Source organism: Paenibacillus sp. FSL H3-0329 (assembly GCF_037963285.1).
Lineage (GTDB): Bacteria > Bacillota > Bacilli > Paenibacillales > Paenibacillaceae > Paenibacillus_AQ > Paenibacillus_AQ odorifer.
Genome location: NZ_CP150150.1, coordinates 6398345 through 6415110, shown reverse-complemented (window position 1 = coordinate 6415110; position 16766 = coordinate 6398345). Strand labels below are relative to the sequence as shown.

Genomic DNA, 16766 nt, shown 5'->3' with positions numbered 1-16766 from the left:
CATCATACGGTCTTATAATATGTTAACCCGCAAGTTGGCCTTGGTGTCAGCTCTGCGGGTTATTTTGCGTGCGAAAACGAGCAGGGCTAGTGAATCTAACCATAGAGAAGTAGACTACTAAACTTTGCCAGCCTTTTAGCCGAAATATAAGAATATACATAAAGACGATAGTATGGCTTGAGAGGAGTCTATCACGGAATGAAAAGAAAAATTTCAATATGGACGGCACTTATTCTAGCGGGAGAGTTAGTACTTGGTTCGGGTTATCCTGCTATTGGAATAGGGAATTCAGCAGTGTACGCTGCATCAGAGTTTGGTATAACAGTCTCACCAGCGCCTGGAGCAAGTTATGTAACTATCGGATCATCCCTTAGACTGAGCTTTGATCGTCAAGTAAACCCGCAGTCAGGTGAAATTACTATTACGGGTCAAGGTGATAGCTCACCTTTTTTAACGATTCCTATTGGTAGTTATGGTCTTATTGGTAGTTCAAAAGATTACGAGCTTAAGCTAAATCAACAGTTTACTTCAAACAAGACTTATACAGTGACAATCCCTAAGGGGTTGTTCAAGGATAATGATGGTAATGAGTCAGATGTTACTTCATGGGCATTTACCACTGCGCCTGAGAGTAATACAGCGATTACGGCAGGTAACTTTTCACCTGCTAATAATACAAGAGTGGATGCAGGAGCCCTTAAGGAGCTAAGTCTAACCTTAAATAAAAACCTGATAAAAGGTGGAGGTTCCATCCGGATTTTGTCGTCTGCAGATAATGCAACCGTACAAGAGTTCAAAATTAAGGATGATGATACTAGAGTCAACGTTCAGACTGATGCTAACTCTACTACAGTTAAACTAACATTGGATAAAACATTGGCCTCCGGAAGTAACTATTATGTTCTTATAGATTCTTATGCTTTTAAGGATGTTGATAATCGAACGTATTCCGGAATTTCAAGCGGTGATGTGTGGAGCTTCTCTACTAAAGGTGTGGCAGAGATTCCAGTGACTCCTGCACCGGCAAACGGATCAGGTGGGGTGTCTACCACTGGTGCCCTACAGCTTACATTTGATCGTCCTATGATGCCTGCAGCTGGAACCATAACAGTATCTCCAGGTGCAGCTAACGATGCTAGAACGAGATGGCTTAATGTAAACTCCCCAGCCGTTACAGGAGGAAGCAGCAGAACTATAACATTGCTTCCAGCATCAGCAGCATCACCCTTGCTAAACAGTACGCAGTATACGGTGACGATACCGCAGGGAGCTTTTTACGATCAAGACGGAAATGTATTTCCAGCTTCGGGTGCGTATACCTGGACATTTACAACGGCTTCTTTGACAGGACTTAACGTAAGTGCGCTAAATCCAGCTGACCGGAGTGAATCCATAGCTAACAACAGATCATTTTCTGTCACATTCAATCGTAATGTGAATTATAACAGTGCTGTGGAAAATGGTGTAGCGCTTTATAAAAGTGGTGGAGCACAGGTTGCGGTTACTGTTAACCGGAGTACAACTGCTGCAAACGAATATGTAATTACGCCTAAAACAGCTTTAGATAGCGACTCAACCTATTATATTGATATTGCTAAAGGAGCTTTTGTAGACGCTATTGATGCTAGTGTTATCTATGATGGACTAAGCGGCAAAAATTCATGGAGCTTCCGGACCTTGTCTCAGGATAAAACAGCTCCACAGCTCACATCTGCATCACTCGAGAACAATCGGACCATTCGTTTAAAATACAATGAGAGTCTCAACTCTTCCATTGCACTGTTGATCTCCAGCTTTGGTGCTACGGTGAATGATGAGAATCGTACAATTGAAAGTGTCTATATCCAGGGAGACAGCGCCTATGTGGTACTCAGTACAGGGGTAGCGGTTGGACAGAACGTGAAGGTTAGCTATACAGGTGGTCTGCGGACCATTCAAGATCCAAGCGGAAATGCAGCCAGCACCTTTAGCTCAAAGCAGGTTACTAACACTATCGAGTCCTCCATGCCTACACCAAAAGATGGACGGATCACAGGTAGAACTGTAGCGTTGAATTTCAATGACTCTTTAAAGGCAGTTTCCTCTTACGCACATAGTCAGTTTCTAGTGACTTCAGATGGGGGATCTCTAGGGGTCAACTCCATAAGCTCCAGCGGGAACACTGTATATTTAGGGTTAAATAGCGATGCTTCTAATGGCCAGACCGTTCGTGTCTCCTATTATGCAGGCTCTTATCCTTTGCAGAATTCTTTTGGACAAAATATTGCGGATTTCACAGATTTCTACATTCGCAACAGCAACGATACAATTCCACCCGTGTTCCAAAGTGCAACCGGAGGTGGCAATAAAATCCTTCTGAATTACAATGAAGGCTTGTCAACGACAAACCTCCCGATGAACAGCCAGTTCTCTGTGCTTGTTGGCAGCACTCCTAACTATGTTACGAATGTATCCGTCAGTGGCTCACAGGTCACGCTAACGCTCCAGAGTGCTTTGACGGTGAATCAGAATGTTACGTTATCCTATGTTCCGGGGACTACCGGAATAAGCGATTTAAATGGAAACCGTGCAGCTTATATTAACCTGCAGCCTGTGTCCATCTCGGAAAATAGCGGCACTAGCATACCTGAGATTAGTTCTGCCACCATCAATGGCGACGAGCTTACGGTTACATTCAGTAAAAACATGCAGGCATCTGGTTCCCTCTATGCTAATCAGTTCGGAGTTAGAGCAGATGGAAGCAGTATGGGTGTACAAAACTACACTTTGTCAGGGGATATTTTAAAAATAACAACATCCTCAGCAGTAAAAACCGGGCAAACTGTTGATTTGTCTTATATGTCAGGTTCAGGTACGATCAAGGATTTAAGTGGTAATATACTGTCCTCCTTCTCTTCACTTTCTGTTAAGAACCTAACCGGCGTGAGCACCGGAACGGGAAATCGTCCATCCTATCTAGGGACGATTGCAACAAGTGAGTTTGGAAAAGAATACGCGCTGCTGAAGAGTGACTCTTCACAAATCGTGGATGACCGTTCGTTATACAATCAATCTGTCAAAAGATATACCTTAAACACAGATCGCCTGACGGCCAGTTTTGAATATCTGTATAAGGCAAGTAGTGATACATTAGCTTTTGAGGTGCCTGCTACGGAACAATCGGCCTATGTGACTGTTCCTTTAAAGCCTTTGCTTGATGCTGTAAATCGCAGTAAAACCACAAAATTTATGATACGTTATGGCGATCACTTATATAGCGTAGGACTAGACGATATCGATATGAACGGATTAGCGACAAGCTTGATTGCAGACAGTAAAAATATCTCGCTGGTGTTCCGCTTAGAAAAGGTTCCGGCAGGTACGTTCTCCCCATTTGAGCAAAAGCTAAAAACTATGGGGATGCAGAGCGTTACTAGTCTTATGGATGTCCGGGTGACTGCGATAGTAAGCAGCAATTATTCTAATGCTAAGGCATTATCGGTACCTGGAGAATACACTGTGCGTACAACTTCTTCATTGAACAATGCGCAGACATCTGCTGCTAGACTGGATCTTTCCTATTACGATGCAGCCTATCTGCCAACAAAAGTAAGTACGGTAGGTAGCTATACGATTATTCGTGCTCGTACGGAGGGTAATCAAGTGTTAGGAACCTTTATATCAACCCGGGCCTTTTCAGATATGAGTAGACATTGGAGTAATTCAATCGTAGCTGAGCTTAGTGCAAAGACTATCATCGATAGCAGTTACGGGACTACATTTGGTCCAGAAAAAAAGATTACCCGTGCAGAGTTTGCAGTAATGCTTAGCCGGGGACTTGGTTTGCTAGGCGATCGCGAGACCGCACAGCGCTTCCGGGATGTGCAGCCTTCCACACAAACGGGAGACTATATTGGTGCAGCAGCTAAGGCAGGTATTATTACAGGCAACACGGATGGCTCCTTCCGGCCTAATGATAATATCACTCGTGAGCAGATGGCAATCATGATGATTCGGGCAATGGAATACACCAAACATCCTATTACGTTAAGCGGCACTTCTGCCTCAACACTGGCACGCTTCAAGGATAAGTCCAAAATTCAGAATCAAAGTGCAGAATTCGTAGCTAAAGCTGTACAATCGGGGATTATTTTGGGAATGACCACAAGTGAGTTCCAGCCTCAGGGTAATGCCACTCGTGCACAAGCTGCTGTGATGTTGCATCGGATGCTGAAGCAAACAGATTATTTGTAGAATAAATAGATTGGTAAAGCCTGGCATTCTGCTGGGCTTTTTTTATGTTAATAGTTTGTGTTAAGAGACTCTATAAAGCTTGAAATCTCTCAATTTCGCAACTTTTTCGCTTATTTTCAGTCTATTAAAAGAGTACTAGAAAAATAGGAACCAGTTTCCAGACTTTTGATAACGGACTTGAAGAGTAAAAAAGAGATGGGAGAGTTACGTCGAAATGAATGAAGTTTTCATGGAGAAGAAGAGTAGAGAAGTTGTTCGGGGAATGAAATTATCATCTACTAAAAAATGGGTTGCCGCTTCATTGGCAGGTGTGTTGTGGATTATGCCGGTAATTGGCAGTGAAGGCTTAGCTATGTTTGGTCATAGTTCCACACCAATTGCTGCCGCAGCCACATCTAATTTTAAAGTAAGCAAGCTGGGAGAAGAAGTAATTACTTCGGGCGCCATTATGATGAAATACAAATATACGGCTACACGTTCAGGAGCGAGCGCTTCTGGCTTGGCGGATGTTATTCGCGTTGACCTCAACAATCCATATGTTTCTTTAGATGTTATGACAGGTAAAGGTGGAAACCTGACAACACGTCAAAGTACTGGCGGGATGGCTAAGGAAACTGGAGCCGTGGCTGCAGTAAACGGAGATTATTTTAATACAGGCGGGGAAGGTGCTCCGATTGGTGGACAAGTATCCAGTGGAGTATTGGTATCCACCCCTTCGCAATTGGATGGAATGTATGCCTTTGCAGTGACTAAGGACCGCAAGCCTCTTATTGATGAGTTCAGCTTTGAAGGAATGATAACCGCACCTGACGGCGCACAGTTTGAGATATCCGGTATCAATAAAGGTGCTTATAGTCCTGAAGGTGGAAGCTCTACTTATAGCCATGCTAATGCAATGTATATCTATACGGATGTATGGACCGCACTCGATCGTCCCAAAAACAGCTCAACCACACCGACAGAGGTGCTCGTTGAGAACGGCGTAGTTACTCAAATATCTGAAAATGCTGCGCTTCCTACAGCGGTTCCAAAGGGAGCTTATATTTTGCGGGCCCATGGCTTAGCCGCACGGTATGTTACTGCCCATCTGACTGTTGGACAACCGGTAACAAGTGTGTACTCCCTGAAATCCAAGACTACGCAGCAATCGCTAGATCCTGCTAATCTGCAAACAATGATTGGTGGACATACGATTCTTGTAAATAACGGAAAAGCAGCAACGTTTTCTCGCTCGACTAGCAGTATTGGCGGTTATCGTGCACGTACGGCTTTAGGATACTCTCAGGATGGACGTTATGTATATATCATAGCTACTGAAAAAAATGGCAACAGCTCAGGAATGTCATTGACCGAGCTGCAATCTTTTATGACCAATATTGGAGTCTGGAAAGGGCTTAACTTAGACGGAGGCGGCTCTACAACGATGGTAGACCGGCCTCTCGGTGAAACCTCAGCCACACTAACCTTTAATACAGAGTATGGCACAGAGCAGCGCAGCATCGTTAACGCGCTTGGTGTTTATACTAACGCACCACAAGGTGAAGTGAAAGGAATTAAAATTAGCGGAAGCACTTCACTATTAGTTGGACAAAAGGCTACTTATTCGTTAAAAGGTTATGACACTTACTATAACCCTATAGATGTAGCAGCAGGCAATCCTACTTGGACATCAAGTGGAGGAAGCGCAACTGTAAGTGCAGGAGAAGTAACGGCAGTGAAGCCAGGCACCGTTACCTTAACGGCTAAAAGCGGCGTAGCAAGCGCTTCTACAACCCTTACAGTCTTGGGTGGAGATGATCTATCCAGCATGAGTGTAGGCACTGCTACAGCGCCACTGACAGCTGGGACAACTGTATCTGTCCCTGTAAAGGCCGCTACGAAGAGTGGAGCAACCATAAGCGTTCCAGATTCAGCGCTGAAGTGGGAGTTTGTAGGCTTTAAGGGAGTCGTGCAAAATGGCAAGCTTACTGTAAACTCTGTGGATGCAGGGGTTACTACAGGTTACGCTATTGCTCGTTATGATGGGTTTAGCACAGCGGTTGTATTATCGACAGCAGCAGCTACAACATGGGAAGATTTCGAGAAGGTAAGTTATCCAGTCAACTTTACTACCAATGTGCCAGCGGTACAGGGGACTGCAACAATAGTAGACGGATCGGCTGAAAGAGTAGGGTCCAAGGTGCTGTCACTCAGTTATGATATGACGGCTGGCAGCGGTAAAATGTACGCTTATGCTCAACTTAACGGCACAAGTGGAAAAGCCGTTCCAGCGCTTGCAACTTCGATGTCAGTTGATGTGATGGGCGATATGAGCTTAAATTGGCTGCGTGCTGAGTTTGTAGACAATAGTGGAGCTACAGCCTATGTAGATCTTGCGAAGATTATCGATTGGAACGGTTGGAAGAACATAAACATCGACTTGTCAGGATCAGGGATTAAATTCCCGGCTACGCTGAAGAGACTTTATGTAGTCAATGTAGAGGAAGGCCAAGATGAACGGGCGAAGACAGGTACCGTTGCTTTTGATAATATCACCTTCACAATGCCTTCACTTTCCAGTGATGCAGGGTTACCAAAGGGTACGGCTTCGATGAGCATCGGCTCCAAAGCAATGACCGTAAACGGAAATAAGAAGGCTATTGATGTAGCTCCAATTGTGAAAGACGGCAGTACTTATGTGCCGATCCGTTATGTGCTGGATGCTTTTGGAGGGAATGCTACCTGGGATCAGGTGAATAAGAAGATCATGGTGTTGCGCGGAGCCAAGGCACTGGATCTGACGGTAAATAAAAAGGAATACCTGTTAAATGGTAAGCGACAAAGTGCTGAAGTAGCACCTATTATTTTACAGGGTAGGACTTTAGTACCTCTGAGACTGGTTTCTGAACAGTTAGGATTAACTGTAAAATGGGAACAGAAAACGAAGACCGTAACTATCGAATCGTGATATGTTAATATATAAGGAAAACCTTAATACGATCCGATAGAAAAGGGGCAAGCATCCGTGGAATTTCAAGCCGATGCGATTGATCGCGTTATTAAAAATACCATCGACGTGATGGAGAGCAGCAAGTATCAGATTTTTGAAATATTGCAGGTTGCACGTGATGAACTTGCTGCACTCAACAAGGAACTGCAGCGGGTCATGGACGAAACGGATGAAACATTGAAAAAGGTAGACAAGCTGGAGCTACAGTATCACCGCTCCAGAATCCGGCTGACAGAGGTCAGCCGGGACTTTGTCCGCTACTCAGAGAAGGATATCCGTATTGCTTATGAGAAGGCTACGGAGCTTCAGCTCGAACTCATGATGACACGTGAGCGAGAGGTCTATCTTCGAAGCAGACGTGATGAATTACAAATGCGAGTGCGCAGTGTCGAAAATTCTGTAGAGCGTGCAGAGTCAATTGGTTCGCAAATGAGCGTAGTGCTCGAATATTTGTCGGGAGAACTAGGCCAAGTGACGAGAATTGTCGAATCTGCGAAGAACAGACAGATGATCGGACTCAAAATTATCCTGGCTCAAGAAGAAGAACGGAAGAGAATTGCCCGGGAAATTCATGATGGTCCCGCTCAAATGCTGGCAAATCTAGTCCTTAGGACGGAAATTGTAGAAAGAATGCTGGTAAAGCAGGAATTTGGGCTGGTGCAGGACGAAGTAGTAGATTTAAAAGGGCAGGTACGTAACAGCCTGGAAGAAATGCGTAAGGTTATTTTTAATTTACGACCGATGGCTCTCGATGATTTGGGCTTGATTCCGACTTTGCGGAAATATGTGCATGATTTTGAAGAGAAGACGAAACTGCGGACGACTTTGGAAACCCGGGGACAGGAACACCGACTATCTTCAGCGATGGAGGCGGCGGTATATCGTCTGGTTCAGGAAGCATTGTCTAATGCAGCAAAACATGCCTACCCAAGCTTCGTATTGGTGGAGATTACATACCAAGCGCAGTTAATTAAGATTGTGATTAAAGATAACGGATTAGGCTTTAATGTACAAAAGTTAAAAAATCAGCAAGGTAATCGGGAAAGCTTCGGGTTAGTAGGTATGCGGGAACGTGTAGAACTGCTTGAAGGAAGAATGGAAATTGTATCAGCCGAGAATCAGGGGACAACAATCGTGATCCATATTCCGACGAATGTGGAGAAGGGGAAGGAGTAGTGTGATGGAGAACTTAAACTCTAGTAAAACGCCCATTAAGGTTCTTTTGGCGGATGATCATCAGCTTTTTCGTGAAGGGCTGAAACGCATTTTGAATATGGAGGAGGACATCGAGGTCATAGGGGAGTGCGGCGACGGTATTCAGGTATTAGAGTTTTGTAACGGGACTAAACCGGACATCGTATTAATGGACATCAATATGCCTGTTGAGAATGGCGTAGAAGCCACTCAAAAACTTCGGGAAATGTTCCCGGAGGTTAAGGTAATTATTTTATCCATTCATGATGATGAGAGTTATGTATTTGAGACCCTACGTAAGGGCGCCAATGGTTATTTATTGAAGGATATGGAGGCTGAATCCCTTATTAATGCCATTCGTTCGGTCTGTGAAGGACATGCCTTTATCCATCCAAAGGTTACTGGAAAGCTTATCAATCAATTGCGGCGTATGACTTACCTTAACGAGACTGGCGTAACTACAGATACAGTGGTGAAGGAAGCTGGTGTTAAATTTATTGCTGGTGACAACAATCCTCTAACCCGTCGTGAAGCAGAAGTGCTTCGTCTAATGGCTGAAGGTAAGAGCAACAAAATGATCGGTGAATATTTATTCATTAGTGAAAAAACAGTTAAAAACCATGTTAGCAGTATTTTGCAAAAAATGGAAGTGGATGATCGGACTCAAGCCGTTATTAATTCGATTAAATACGGCTGGGTAACCTTGTAGAAGCTTCACAGTAATACGTTACATAAAGGAAAGAAATTAAGTAGACACAGCTTGCTTCCCTGATGGGTATTCTAGGCAGTCACCGACCTTTTAATGCCGGCATATAGTGTTGGTATACAGAGGAGGTGCATCTCCATGGTAGCCCAGTTGATATGGATTGCGGTTGTTTATGTATCCGCTGCAGTGATGATTCATATGTTGCATAACCGGCAGAAGGTGCGTAAAACACCGCAGTCCGGAAAATGGATTCATTATATTTTTATTACCCGCAATCATGAATCTGTTGTGGAATGGTACATTCGGGCACTGACATTTCAAGCTCTTCTAACCGGAAAACGATTGCGAGTAACGTTCATGGATGATGGTTCGAGCGATGGAACACTTGGGATAGTTTCCAAAATGGCCGCTAGTGGCTGCTCTATCGATCTTGCAACATCTATGTACTCTCTTCAGATGAGTGAAGAATTGCAGCATGAAGGAATTGTAGTAGACTTGCGGCTGTCAGGGCAGTCTGTATCGCTGCCTTTTATGGGGATGGCAGGAAGTAGGGGATGCGAATCAAAGCGCAACAGATCTTAAGTAAATATGTAAGTAACGGGTGAAGCACACTCTCCAAGAACTGGGGGAGTGTGCTTTTTGCGTTTGGGGAGACGGAGTCGTGAATTCGGGATCAAATATGGAGTTGCTAAGTACAAGCGAAAGGTAGGAGGGATTATTATGCAAGTCGCTGTATATGCTGTGGAATGCAAGGGGAGCTGGAGGGTTGAAATTTCATTAGATCTTAGCGTGGATAGATGGTGGTGGTCTGTAGCTAGACCGGAGAAGAAAGCTGGGAGTTCCTTAGCGGCGAATAGTTTGGTTCTGCTTTCTTCTGCGTTGCCGCTAGGTTGGGCTGTGAAGCTCCGGGACAACTTTAAACAAAGAAGCGTAATGGGCACCTGGGGGATTAAGGAGTGGGGGCAATATATTAATAGTATGCTTGAGGCTGAGTTGAGAGAGGAGAAAGAGACAGGGGGACTGTGGGAGGCACAGTGGCTGAATGATGGAATATTCATATGGAAGCCTAATGAATCAAGTTTCGGAATAGATCAGGACAATAAGAAGAATGAAAGATACGATTGGTGTGAAAAAGAGGATTTTCAATCTGGATTACTAGAATCGGATTCAGAACAATTATTGGGGGCTGTGGCTGGGCGCTCTTTATTGGAGCCGGAAGTAGAAGCGCTGCTGGCAGAAGAATTGCCAGAGCTAGGGGGATGCTGGCGCCAGGCGGCACAACTGGCGCATCTACAGGGGCGGCTGATGCTTACAGCCGCCGTAGGCAATGCAGCCCCGGCTGCGCACGGGGCGCGGGCCCGCCAGCTCCCTGCGGGAGCTGGCGTTATGATGCGTGCGGCGGCTAGGCTGCCGCACATATTGCGGCGCGGCGCTGTCGCTCGCCGCGCGGTTTCGCGCTGCCTGCGTTGCGGCAGCGTCCCCACCGGTCGCACGGTATGCGCCGCGTGCGGGCTTATGGGCTGCGCCTATTGCGAGGCCTGCCTCGCGCTTGGGCGCAGCCGGGCTTGTGCGCTGCTGTTGCGCAGCGCAGCACTTCCGGCCGTGCGGTGCACGGCCGCCCTTGACCCCGCCGCGGCCGCAGGCCGGTGGGGGCTGAGCCCAGCGCAGGCGGGAGCCGCTGGCGCTGCGCTGGGTTTTCTGGCGGAGGCGCGCAAGCGCTCCGCCAGTACCTGCCCAGAGCGGTTTCTGCTCTGGGCGGTAACGGGAGCGGGGAAGACGGAGATGATCTTCCCGCTCCTAGAGGCTGTGCTCGCCGCCGGAGGGCGGGCGCTGGTAGCGACGCCGCGCCGCGACGTCGTACTTGAGCTCGCGCCGCGGCTCGCCCGGGCTTTTCCGGCGGAGGACATCGCCGTACTTTATGGCGGCAGCGCAGATCGCTGGGTGAGCGGTCGCTTAACGCTCGCTACCACCCATCAGCTCCTGCGCTTCCATCAAGGTTTTGATCTCGTAATCATTGACGAGCTGGATGCGTTTCCCTACCACAATGATCCTATGTTGGCCTATGCCGCTGAACAAGCCTGTAAAGTGGACGGCTCTTTCATTTATTTATCAGCTACGCCACCACAAGAAATGCAGCGTTTGGTCCGGTTAGGCAAGCTTCCACATGCCAGAGTGCCTGTCCGCTTCCATGGTCATCCCTTGCCTATCCCGCAGCATTTGAGTATGCCCTCTGTTCTAACCTTTCTGAAGCGTGGAAGTTTGCCAAGATCGCTTATACAGAATCTTCAAAAGTCACTGGAGCGAAAAGCACAAATTTTTCTGTTTGTGTCTCGCATAGCTCATATCGAAGGCTTGCTGATCCTACTTCGTCGTAGCTTTCCTGGCGTGGTTATCGAAGGCACCTCGTCCAAGGATTCATTTCGGGCAGAGAAGGTGACTGCTTTTCGCAACCGTATCATCTCTTTGTTAGTAACTACTACGATCCTGGAACGGGGAGTTACCGTGCCACGCAGTGATGTGTTTATTTTGGATGCAGACAGTGGTCTTTTTGACGAAGCCTCTTTGGTTCAGATGGCAGGCCGTGCTGGTCGTTCTAAAGACGATCCTGACGGGCATGTTGTATTTGCCTCCCCTCAGTGGAGCCGATCCCAGCGTGGAGCGATTGCTCAGATTCGTACTATGAATATCATCGCTCGCCGCCAAGGATATATTCGTAAAGGTGGGGCTATATGAATACCAAGCTTACAGGGTTACGAAAATCTCTGTCTTTCCTCCTTACCCCCTCCGTGCCTCAATGTCTAACCTGCGGGAAGTACAGCCCACAGTCCTCACAGTTGCCTGGTATCTGTAAGAATTGTGCGGAATCCATTCCTTGGATACGCATTCCGCGTTGTTTGATATGTGGGCGGCATGTAGGCTGTCCAGACTGTACTCGCAGCGCTGAGCCCTCACCCATTGTATGTAACCGGAGTGCGGTAGCCTACACTAATGAGATGAGAGAATGGCTCGGTCAATATAAATATCGCGGGAATGAACGATATGCCCCTCTGCTTGGTCTCATGCTGGATAGGGCATATTTAACCCTAAAGGAGGAGAAGCAACAGGGGGCTCTTTCATCCCAGAAGGCATCGTTTTTTCATCTTATTCAACATAAAAGGTACAAAAAAAACAGCCTTTGGTCAGCTGATTTATTAGTTCCGGTACCTGTCAGTGATTCAAGGCTTCTAGACCGGGGGTTCAATCAAGCGGAAAGATTGGCCGATGTTCTATCTCATCATAGGAAGATTCCTCAGCTACCGCTACTAATTCGTACGCATCATACGGTTAAGCAGAGCTTTAAAGGACGTGCGGAGAGACTGGCAGATATGAAGAATGCTTTTGGAGCGAATCCGGCAGTCTCCACACCATTTAAGGATTGGCTGAAAGATAACTCACCTATAAGCCGTCCTATTCGAATTATTATTGTTGATGATATCTATACAACGGGAAGCACGATTCGTGCTTGTGCCGGAATTCTAAAACAAATGGTTTCAAACTATGATTATGCTGCAGAAATCTATAGCCTAACCTGGGCGCGTTCCTAAAGCGAAAATGCATGATTGTGAACAGCTATATCTATTTCATTAAGGATTAGTTGCGGTTGGTAGCGTTTCTTCTGTCCCATAGACGAATTCCTTGCAATCATGTAATCTAGGAGCATAAGAATATTATGCATTGCACAGAATGTACGGAGAGGAGCGGCTGCTTGTTATGAATCTAGACAATTGTCCAAGGTGCGGCCGGTTGTTTGTCAAGAATCTTATGGGGTTGTGCCAGGCCTGTATCAAAGAGCTGGAGCATGAATATGAGATCTGCGTGAATTATTTACGGGAAAACAAAGGAACCAACATTCAGGAGCTCTCCGATGCTACGGGGATTTCTATTAAAGAGATTACCCGCTTTATTCGAGAAGGCCGGATTTCTATAGCTAATGCACCCAATATGATGTACCCTTGCGAAGTGTGTGGTACACTGATTCGGGATGGCCATATGTGTGACAGCTGTCGTAGCCGGCTCAGGAAAGATCTCACGAATGCTGTCAAGGAAAATTCTGCTGAGGATACTACTAAAAAGACATCTGATGGTGCATATCGTGCCATAGATAAGCTGCGTGACCTATAAAATCTGCAAAAAAACGTTTGCAGCTATAAAGAATGTTTCAGTCTACGCCGATAAACTTAGTAAAGATTATCGGCTTTTTTATATTAGAAGGAAGGTGGAAGTTATGAAAATTAACGAGACCGGACGAATTAACGCGATTAATCCGTATCAACGCAGCGCGGAAGCGCAAAGGCAGGAACAAATGAAGAAAAGCACACGCAAGGATGAGGTTTCGATCTCTGATGAAGCGATTCAACTCTTGCAAGCACAAAACACTGGCAAGAATGATCCAGAACGCGCACTTAAGATCGACAATCTAAAGCAGCAGGTCTCCGCAGGTACCTATCAAGTTGATGCATCTAAGCTAGCAGAGAAACTCGCCCCTTACTTCAAGCAATCCTCCGAGAATTAGGTGAAAACATCCATGGCATTGACGACATTAATAGAACTATTGGAGCGGCTAGATGGAGTGCATGTTCAAATGCTGGATCTGGCCGCTGAGAAGAAACAGACAATTATGGATAACAAGGTGGATGCGTTAATCGACATCCTTAATCGTGAATCCAAGCTAATGAAGGTAATTGGGCAGCTCGAGGAAGAGCGAATATTAGCCGCATATACCGTTTTGCAAGGTGTGGGTATTCGTTCCAACCTGAACCTGAATCTAACGGAGCTGTCCAGGCTTATCTTTGACCCTGAAGACAAGGCACGACTGCTGCATATTCAGCAGAAGCTTTCAGGCACTTTGCATCGCCTGAAAGAAGCCAATGACCTAAATCAGAAGCTGATAGAGCAGTCGCTTACATTTATAGATTATTCTTTGGATCTGTTGGTCGGAAGACCAAATCAGGATATCACTTATCATCGTCCGTCCGACAAAGGTAACAACGTAAATCGGTCGGGGATTTTTGATGCACGAGGTTAGAATTGTACTGATGAAGTGTTCTGCCGGAGCAGAACATAAGGAGGAGTAAGAAGCATGACATCCACATTTCACTCGATAGAGACGGCGAGACGCAGCCTTTTTACTCAGACCGCAGCTCTTAATACAACTGGACACAATATCGCTAATGCGAATACCGAAGGTTATACTCGTCAACGTGTTAATATGCAAGCCTCTTTACCTATTGAAGCGTACGGATTGTTAAAATCTACCGTTCCCGGTCAAATGGGGACAGGGGTGGAATTCTCATCTATCGATCGGATTCGAGAAATGTTTCTGGATGATCAGTACCGTGGTGAGAACGCTGCTTTCGGCAACTGGAGTCTTCAAGCAGATACGCTCTCTAAGCTGGAAGCTATCGTTAATGAGCCATCGGATACAGGTATTCGTACAGTTTTGGATAACTTCTGGAAATCGTGGTCGGATCTAAGTAAGAACCCTGAAGATCCAACAGCCCGTAAGATTGTAGTGCAAACTGCACAATCTTTGACGGATGCTATGAACTATATGAGCACGCAACTGAATAATCTGGAGCGGGATCTAACCACTAATATAGATGTTAAGGCAAAAGAAGCTCAGGGTTACCTGACCGCTATCGCAGATCTAAATAAATCGATCTATAAGATTGAGGGTATGGGGGATCATGCGAACGATCTACGTGATCAACGCGACCTGATGGCGGACAAGCTCTCCAAAATTGCTAATATTACTGTTGTAGAGACGGAAGCAGGTTATAACATTTCTTTAGGGGGACAACCTCTCGTAGAGGGTGGGGAAGTAACTGCAACCGTAGATGGCGCGTTTCTTAATAATGCTTATGCCTCCGGAACCTTGAAGGGCGGCGAGGCTTACGGAATGATTTTTTCCAATAATACCTATGTTGCCGATTACAAGAAACAGCTCAATGATTTGGCGAGCACTATTGCTACAGGTGACGTTGAAATTACAGTGCCAGCTGGCTCCAATCTTCCTGAGGGCACAGTGTTGACTAGTGATGCCAAGATTACACAAGCTGACGGTACCGTAGTTACTTTGACCGCTGGTCAGGCCATGCCTAAGGGCGCAACAATGTATGAGGACGCCAAGACCATTGTCAAAGGGTTAAACGGACTTCACAAGTTAGGTTACGCGATGGATGGAAGCGTCGGACGCGATTTCTTTGTAACATCAGGTGAGGCTGGAACGATCAAACTGAATCCGGAAATTGCAGCTGACGTAAATCTATTTGCAACTTCGCTTCGTACAACTGTTGATGCGAATGGAAATACGCAAGTCGTTAAAGGAAATAACACCTTGGCGCTTCTATTGACGAACCTGAAGGATAGTAAATTTACTAAGCCAGACGGTAGTGTGAGCAACACTGTTGGTGGGCTTTTCAGCTCTATGGTTGGTCAACTTGGTATTCAATCCCAAGAGGCTGCACGTCAGACGGATAACTCAGATTATCTCGTAGAGCAAGTTAACTCCCGTCGTCAATCAGTCAGCGGTGTATCCCTGGATGAAGAAATGTCGAATATGCTAGTTTTCCAGCATGCTTATAGTGCCGCAGCGCGTTTTATGACTACTTTTGATGAACTGCTCGACAAATTGATCAATTCCACCGGCACAGTCGGCAGATAAAAGGAGATATAGCGTATGTTGAGAGTAACCTCTAACATGATGAATTCACAGCTTCTGCTTAACTTAAACCGCAATGCACGTACAATGAACGATACACAATTACAGCTTTCCAGCGGACGCAAAATCAACAAGCCTTCCGATGATCCAGTAGGGATCACGTATTCCCTGCGCTACCGTGCGGAGCTTTCCTCTAATGAACAATATACTAAGAATGTAGATAGTGCTCTTTCGTGGCTTGATTACAATGATACAGTGCTGGGTCAAGCTGGAGATGTCGTTCAAAAGATTCGCGAACTGTCCGTACAAGCAGCGACAGGAACTAATCCACAATCCGCACTAGACAGTATCAATGCAGAAGTATTGCAATTAAAAGACCAACTTGTGGATATTGCTAACAGTACGTTGAATGGTAAGTATATCTTTAATGGCGAGCAATACAACACGAAACCTTATGATTTCGTTAAAGGTGCAGATGGCTCATATGATGTATCTAAGCCAATTACTACGGATACTGGGCAGATTCAGTTTATCGTAGGTGAAGACGTGCGAATGCCCATTAGCACGTCTGGTAATGAGATATTTGGTAATACGGGGGATACAGATAATCTGTTTACAATCATTAATAAATTATCAGATGCTTTGAAGTCTGGTGATTACTCTGGGGTTTCGGCACAACTTGGTTCAATTGATACACGTATGGAATCTATTTTAACGGCTCGGTCGGAAATAGGAGCGAAGACTAACCGCGTGGAGCTAATGCAAGACCGACTAAGTGATTTGAATATCAACCTAACTGATCTTCAGGCTAAGACTGAAGATGCTGACTACGAAGGTTTGATAATGCAGTCAAAGATACAAGAGAACATCTATAATGCCTCCTTGTCTGTGGGTGCAAAGATTATTTCCACAACACTCGTAGACTTTATAAGATAAACGGAGGT

Annotated in this window: 12 protein-coding genes; all 12 read left to right on the top strand. The window is 45.7% G+C overall.

Features of this window, described 5'->3' with window-relative positions:
* Positions 1–198 precede the first annotated feature (198 nt).
* The 12 genes from NSQ66_RS28360 to flgL all read left to right on the top strand — a co-directional run bounded on the left by NSQ66_RS28360 (position 199) and on the right by flgL (position 16758).
* A complete protein-coding gene (locus NSQ66_RS28360) occupies positions 199–4233 on the top strand; it encodes an Ig-like domain-containing protein (RefSeq protein WP_052097366.1) in 4035 nt (1344 codons plus the stop codon).
* Between the two features lie 214 nt (positions 4234–4447).
* A complete protein-coding gene (locus NSQ66_RS28355; RefSeq protein ID WP_081382510.1) occupies positions 4448–7180 on the top strand; it encodes a stalk domain-containing protein in 2733 nt (910 codons plus the stop codon).
* A gap of 57 nt (positions 7181–7237) precedes the next feature.
* Positions 7238–8398, top strand: a complete 1161-nt coding sequence (locus tag NSQ66_RS28350) for a sensor histidine kinase (RefSeq protein ID WP_036681511.1) — start codon at positions 7238–7240, stop codon at positions 8396–8398.
* Between the two features lie 4 nt (positions 8399–8402).
* A complete protein-coding gene (locus NSQ66_RS28345) occupies positions 8403–9125 on the top strand; it encodes a response regulator transcription factor (RefSeq protein ID WP_036681509.1) in 723 nt (240 codons plus the stop codon).
* Between the two features lie 135 nt (positions 9126–9260).
* A complete protein-coding gene (locus tag NSQ66_RS28340; RefSeq protein ID WP_076123908.1) occupies positions 9261–9704 on the top strand; it encodes a glycosyltransferase family A protein in 444 nt (147 codons plus the stop codon).
* Between the two features lie 138 nt (positions 9705–9842).
* Entirely contained in the window at positions 9843–11855 is a 2013-nt protein-coding gene (locus NSQ66_RS28335; protein WP_076140718.1) for a helicase-related protein, read from the top strand.
* Positions 11852–12706 (top strand): ComF family protein, encoded by an 855-nt coding sequence (locus tag NSQ66_RS28330; RefSeq protein WP_249267653.1) that lies wholly within the window; start codon positions 11852–11854, stop codon positions 12704–12706. The genes NSQ66_RS28335 and NSQ66_RS28330 overlap by 4 nt, the downstream gene beginning before the upstream one ends.
* A gap of 166 nt (positions 12707–12872) precedes the next feature.
* Positions 12873–13283, top strand: coding sequence for a TIGR03826 family flagellar region protein (locus tag NSQ66_RS28325; protein ID WP_038574933.1), 411 nt, complete (start codon positions 12873–12875; stop codon positions 13281–13283).
* A gap of 103 nt (positions 13284–13386) precedes the next feature.
* Positions 13387–13674, top strand: coding sequence for a flagellar biosynthesis anti-sigma factor FlgM (gene flgM / locus NSQ66_RS28320; RefSeq protein WP_036678454.1), 288 nt, complete (start codon positions 13387–13389; stop codon positions 13672–13674).
* Positions 13675–13686: 12 nt separating this feature from the next.
* A complete protein-coding gene (locus NSQ66_RS28315) occupies positions 13687–14187 on the top strand; it encodes a flagellar protein FlgN (RefSeq protein ID WP_036678457.1) in 501 nt (166 codons plus the stop codon).
* Between the two features lie 54 nt (positions 14188–14241).
* Positions 14242–15825: a flagellar hook-associated protein FlgK gene (gene flgK, locus NSQ66_RS28310; protein ID WP_076106998.1), complete on the top strand. Its 1584-nt coding sequence runs from the start codon at positions 14242–14244 to the stop codon at positions 15823–15825.
* A 15-nt stretch (positions 15826–15840) separates the two neighbouring features.
* Entirely contained in the window at positions 15841–16758 is a 918-nt protein-coding gene (gene flgL, locus NSQ66_RS28305) for a flagellar hook-associated protein FlgL (protein WP_076140720.1), read from the top strand.
* Positions 16759–16766: the final 8 nt, after the last annotated feature.

Coding starts and splice junctions, on each gene's coding strand:
- flgK (WP_076106998.1), top strand. CDS start 14,242: ATGACATCCACATTTCACTCGATAGAGACGGCGAGACGCAGCCTTTTT.
- NSQ66_RS28355 (WP_081382510.1), top strand. CDS start 4,448: ATGAATGAAGTTTTCATGGAGAAGAAGAGTAGAGAAGTTGTTCGGGGA.
- NSQ66_RS28345 (WP_036681509.1), top strand. CDS start 8,403: ATGGAGAACTTAAACTCTAGTAAAACGCCCATTAAGGTTCTTTTGGCG.
- flgL (WP_076140720.1), top strand. CDS start 15,841: ATGTTGAGAGTAACCTCTAACATGATGAATTCACAGCTTCTGCTTAAC.
- NSQ66_RS28315 (WP_036678457.1), top strand. CDS start 13,687: ATGGCATTGACGACATTAATAGAACTATTGGAGCGGCTAGATGGAGTG.
- NSQ66_RS28325 (WP_038574933.1), top strand. CDS start 12,873: ATGAATCTAGACAATTGTCCAAGGTGCGGCCGGTTGTTTGTCAAGAAT.
- NSQ66_RS28360 (WP_052097366.1), top strand. CDS start 199: ATGAAAAGAAAAATTTCAATATGGACGGCACTTATTCTAGCGGGAGAG.
- NSQ66_RS28335 (WP_076140718.1), top strand. CDS start 9,843: ATGCAAGTCGCTGTATATGCTGTGGAATGCAAGGGGAGCTGGAGGGTT.
- flgM (WP_036678454.1), top strand. CDS start 13,387: ATGAAAATTAACGAGACCGGACGAATTAACGCGATTAATCCGTATCAA.
- NSQ66_RS28340 (WP_076123908.1), top strand. CDS start 9,261: ATGGTAGCCCAGTTGATATGGATTGCGGTTGTTTATGTATCCGCTGCA.
- NSQ66_RS28330 (WP_249267653.1), top strand. CDS start 11,852: ATGAATACCAAGCTTACAGGGTTACGAAAATCTCTGTCTTTCCTCCTT.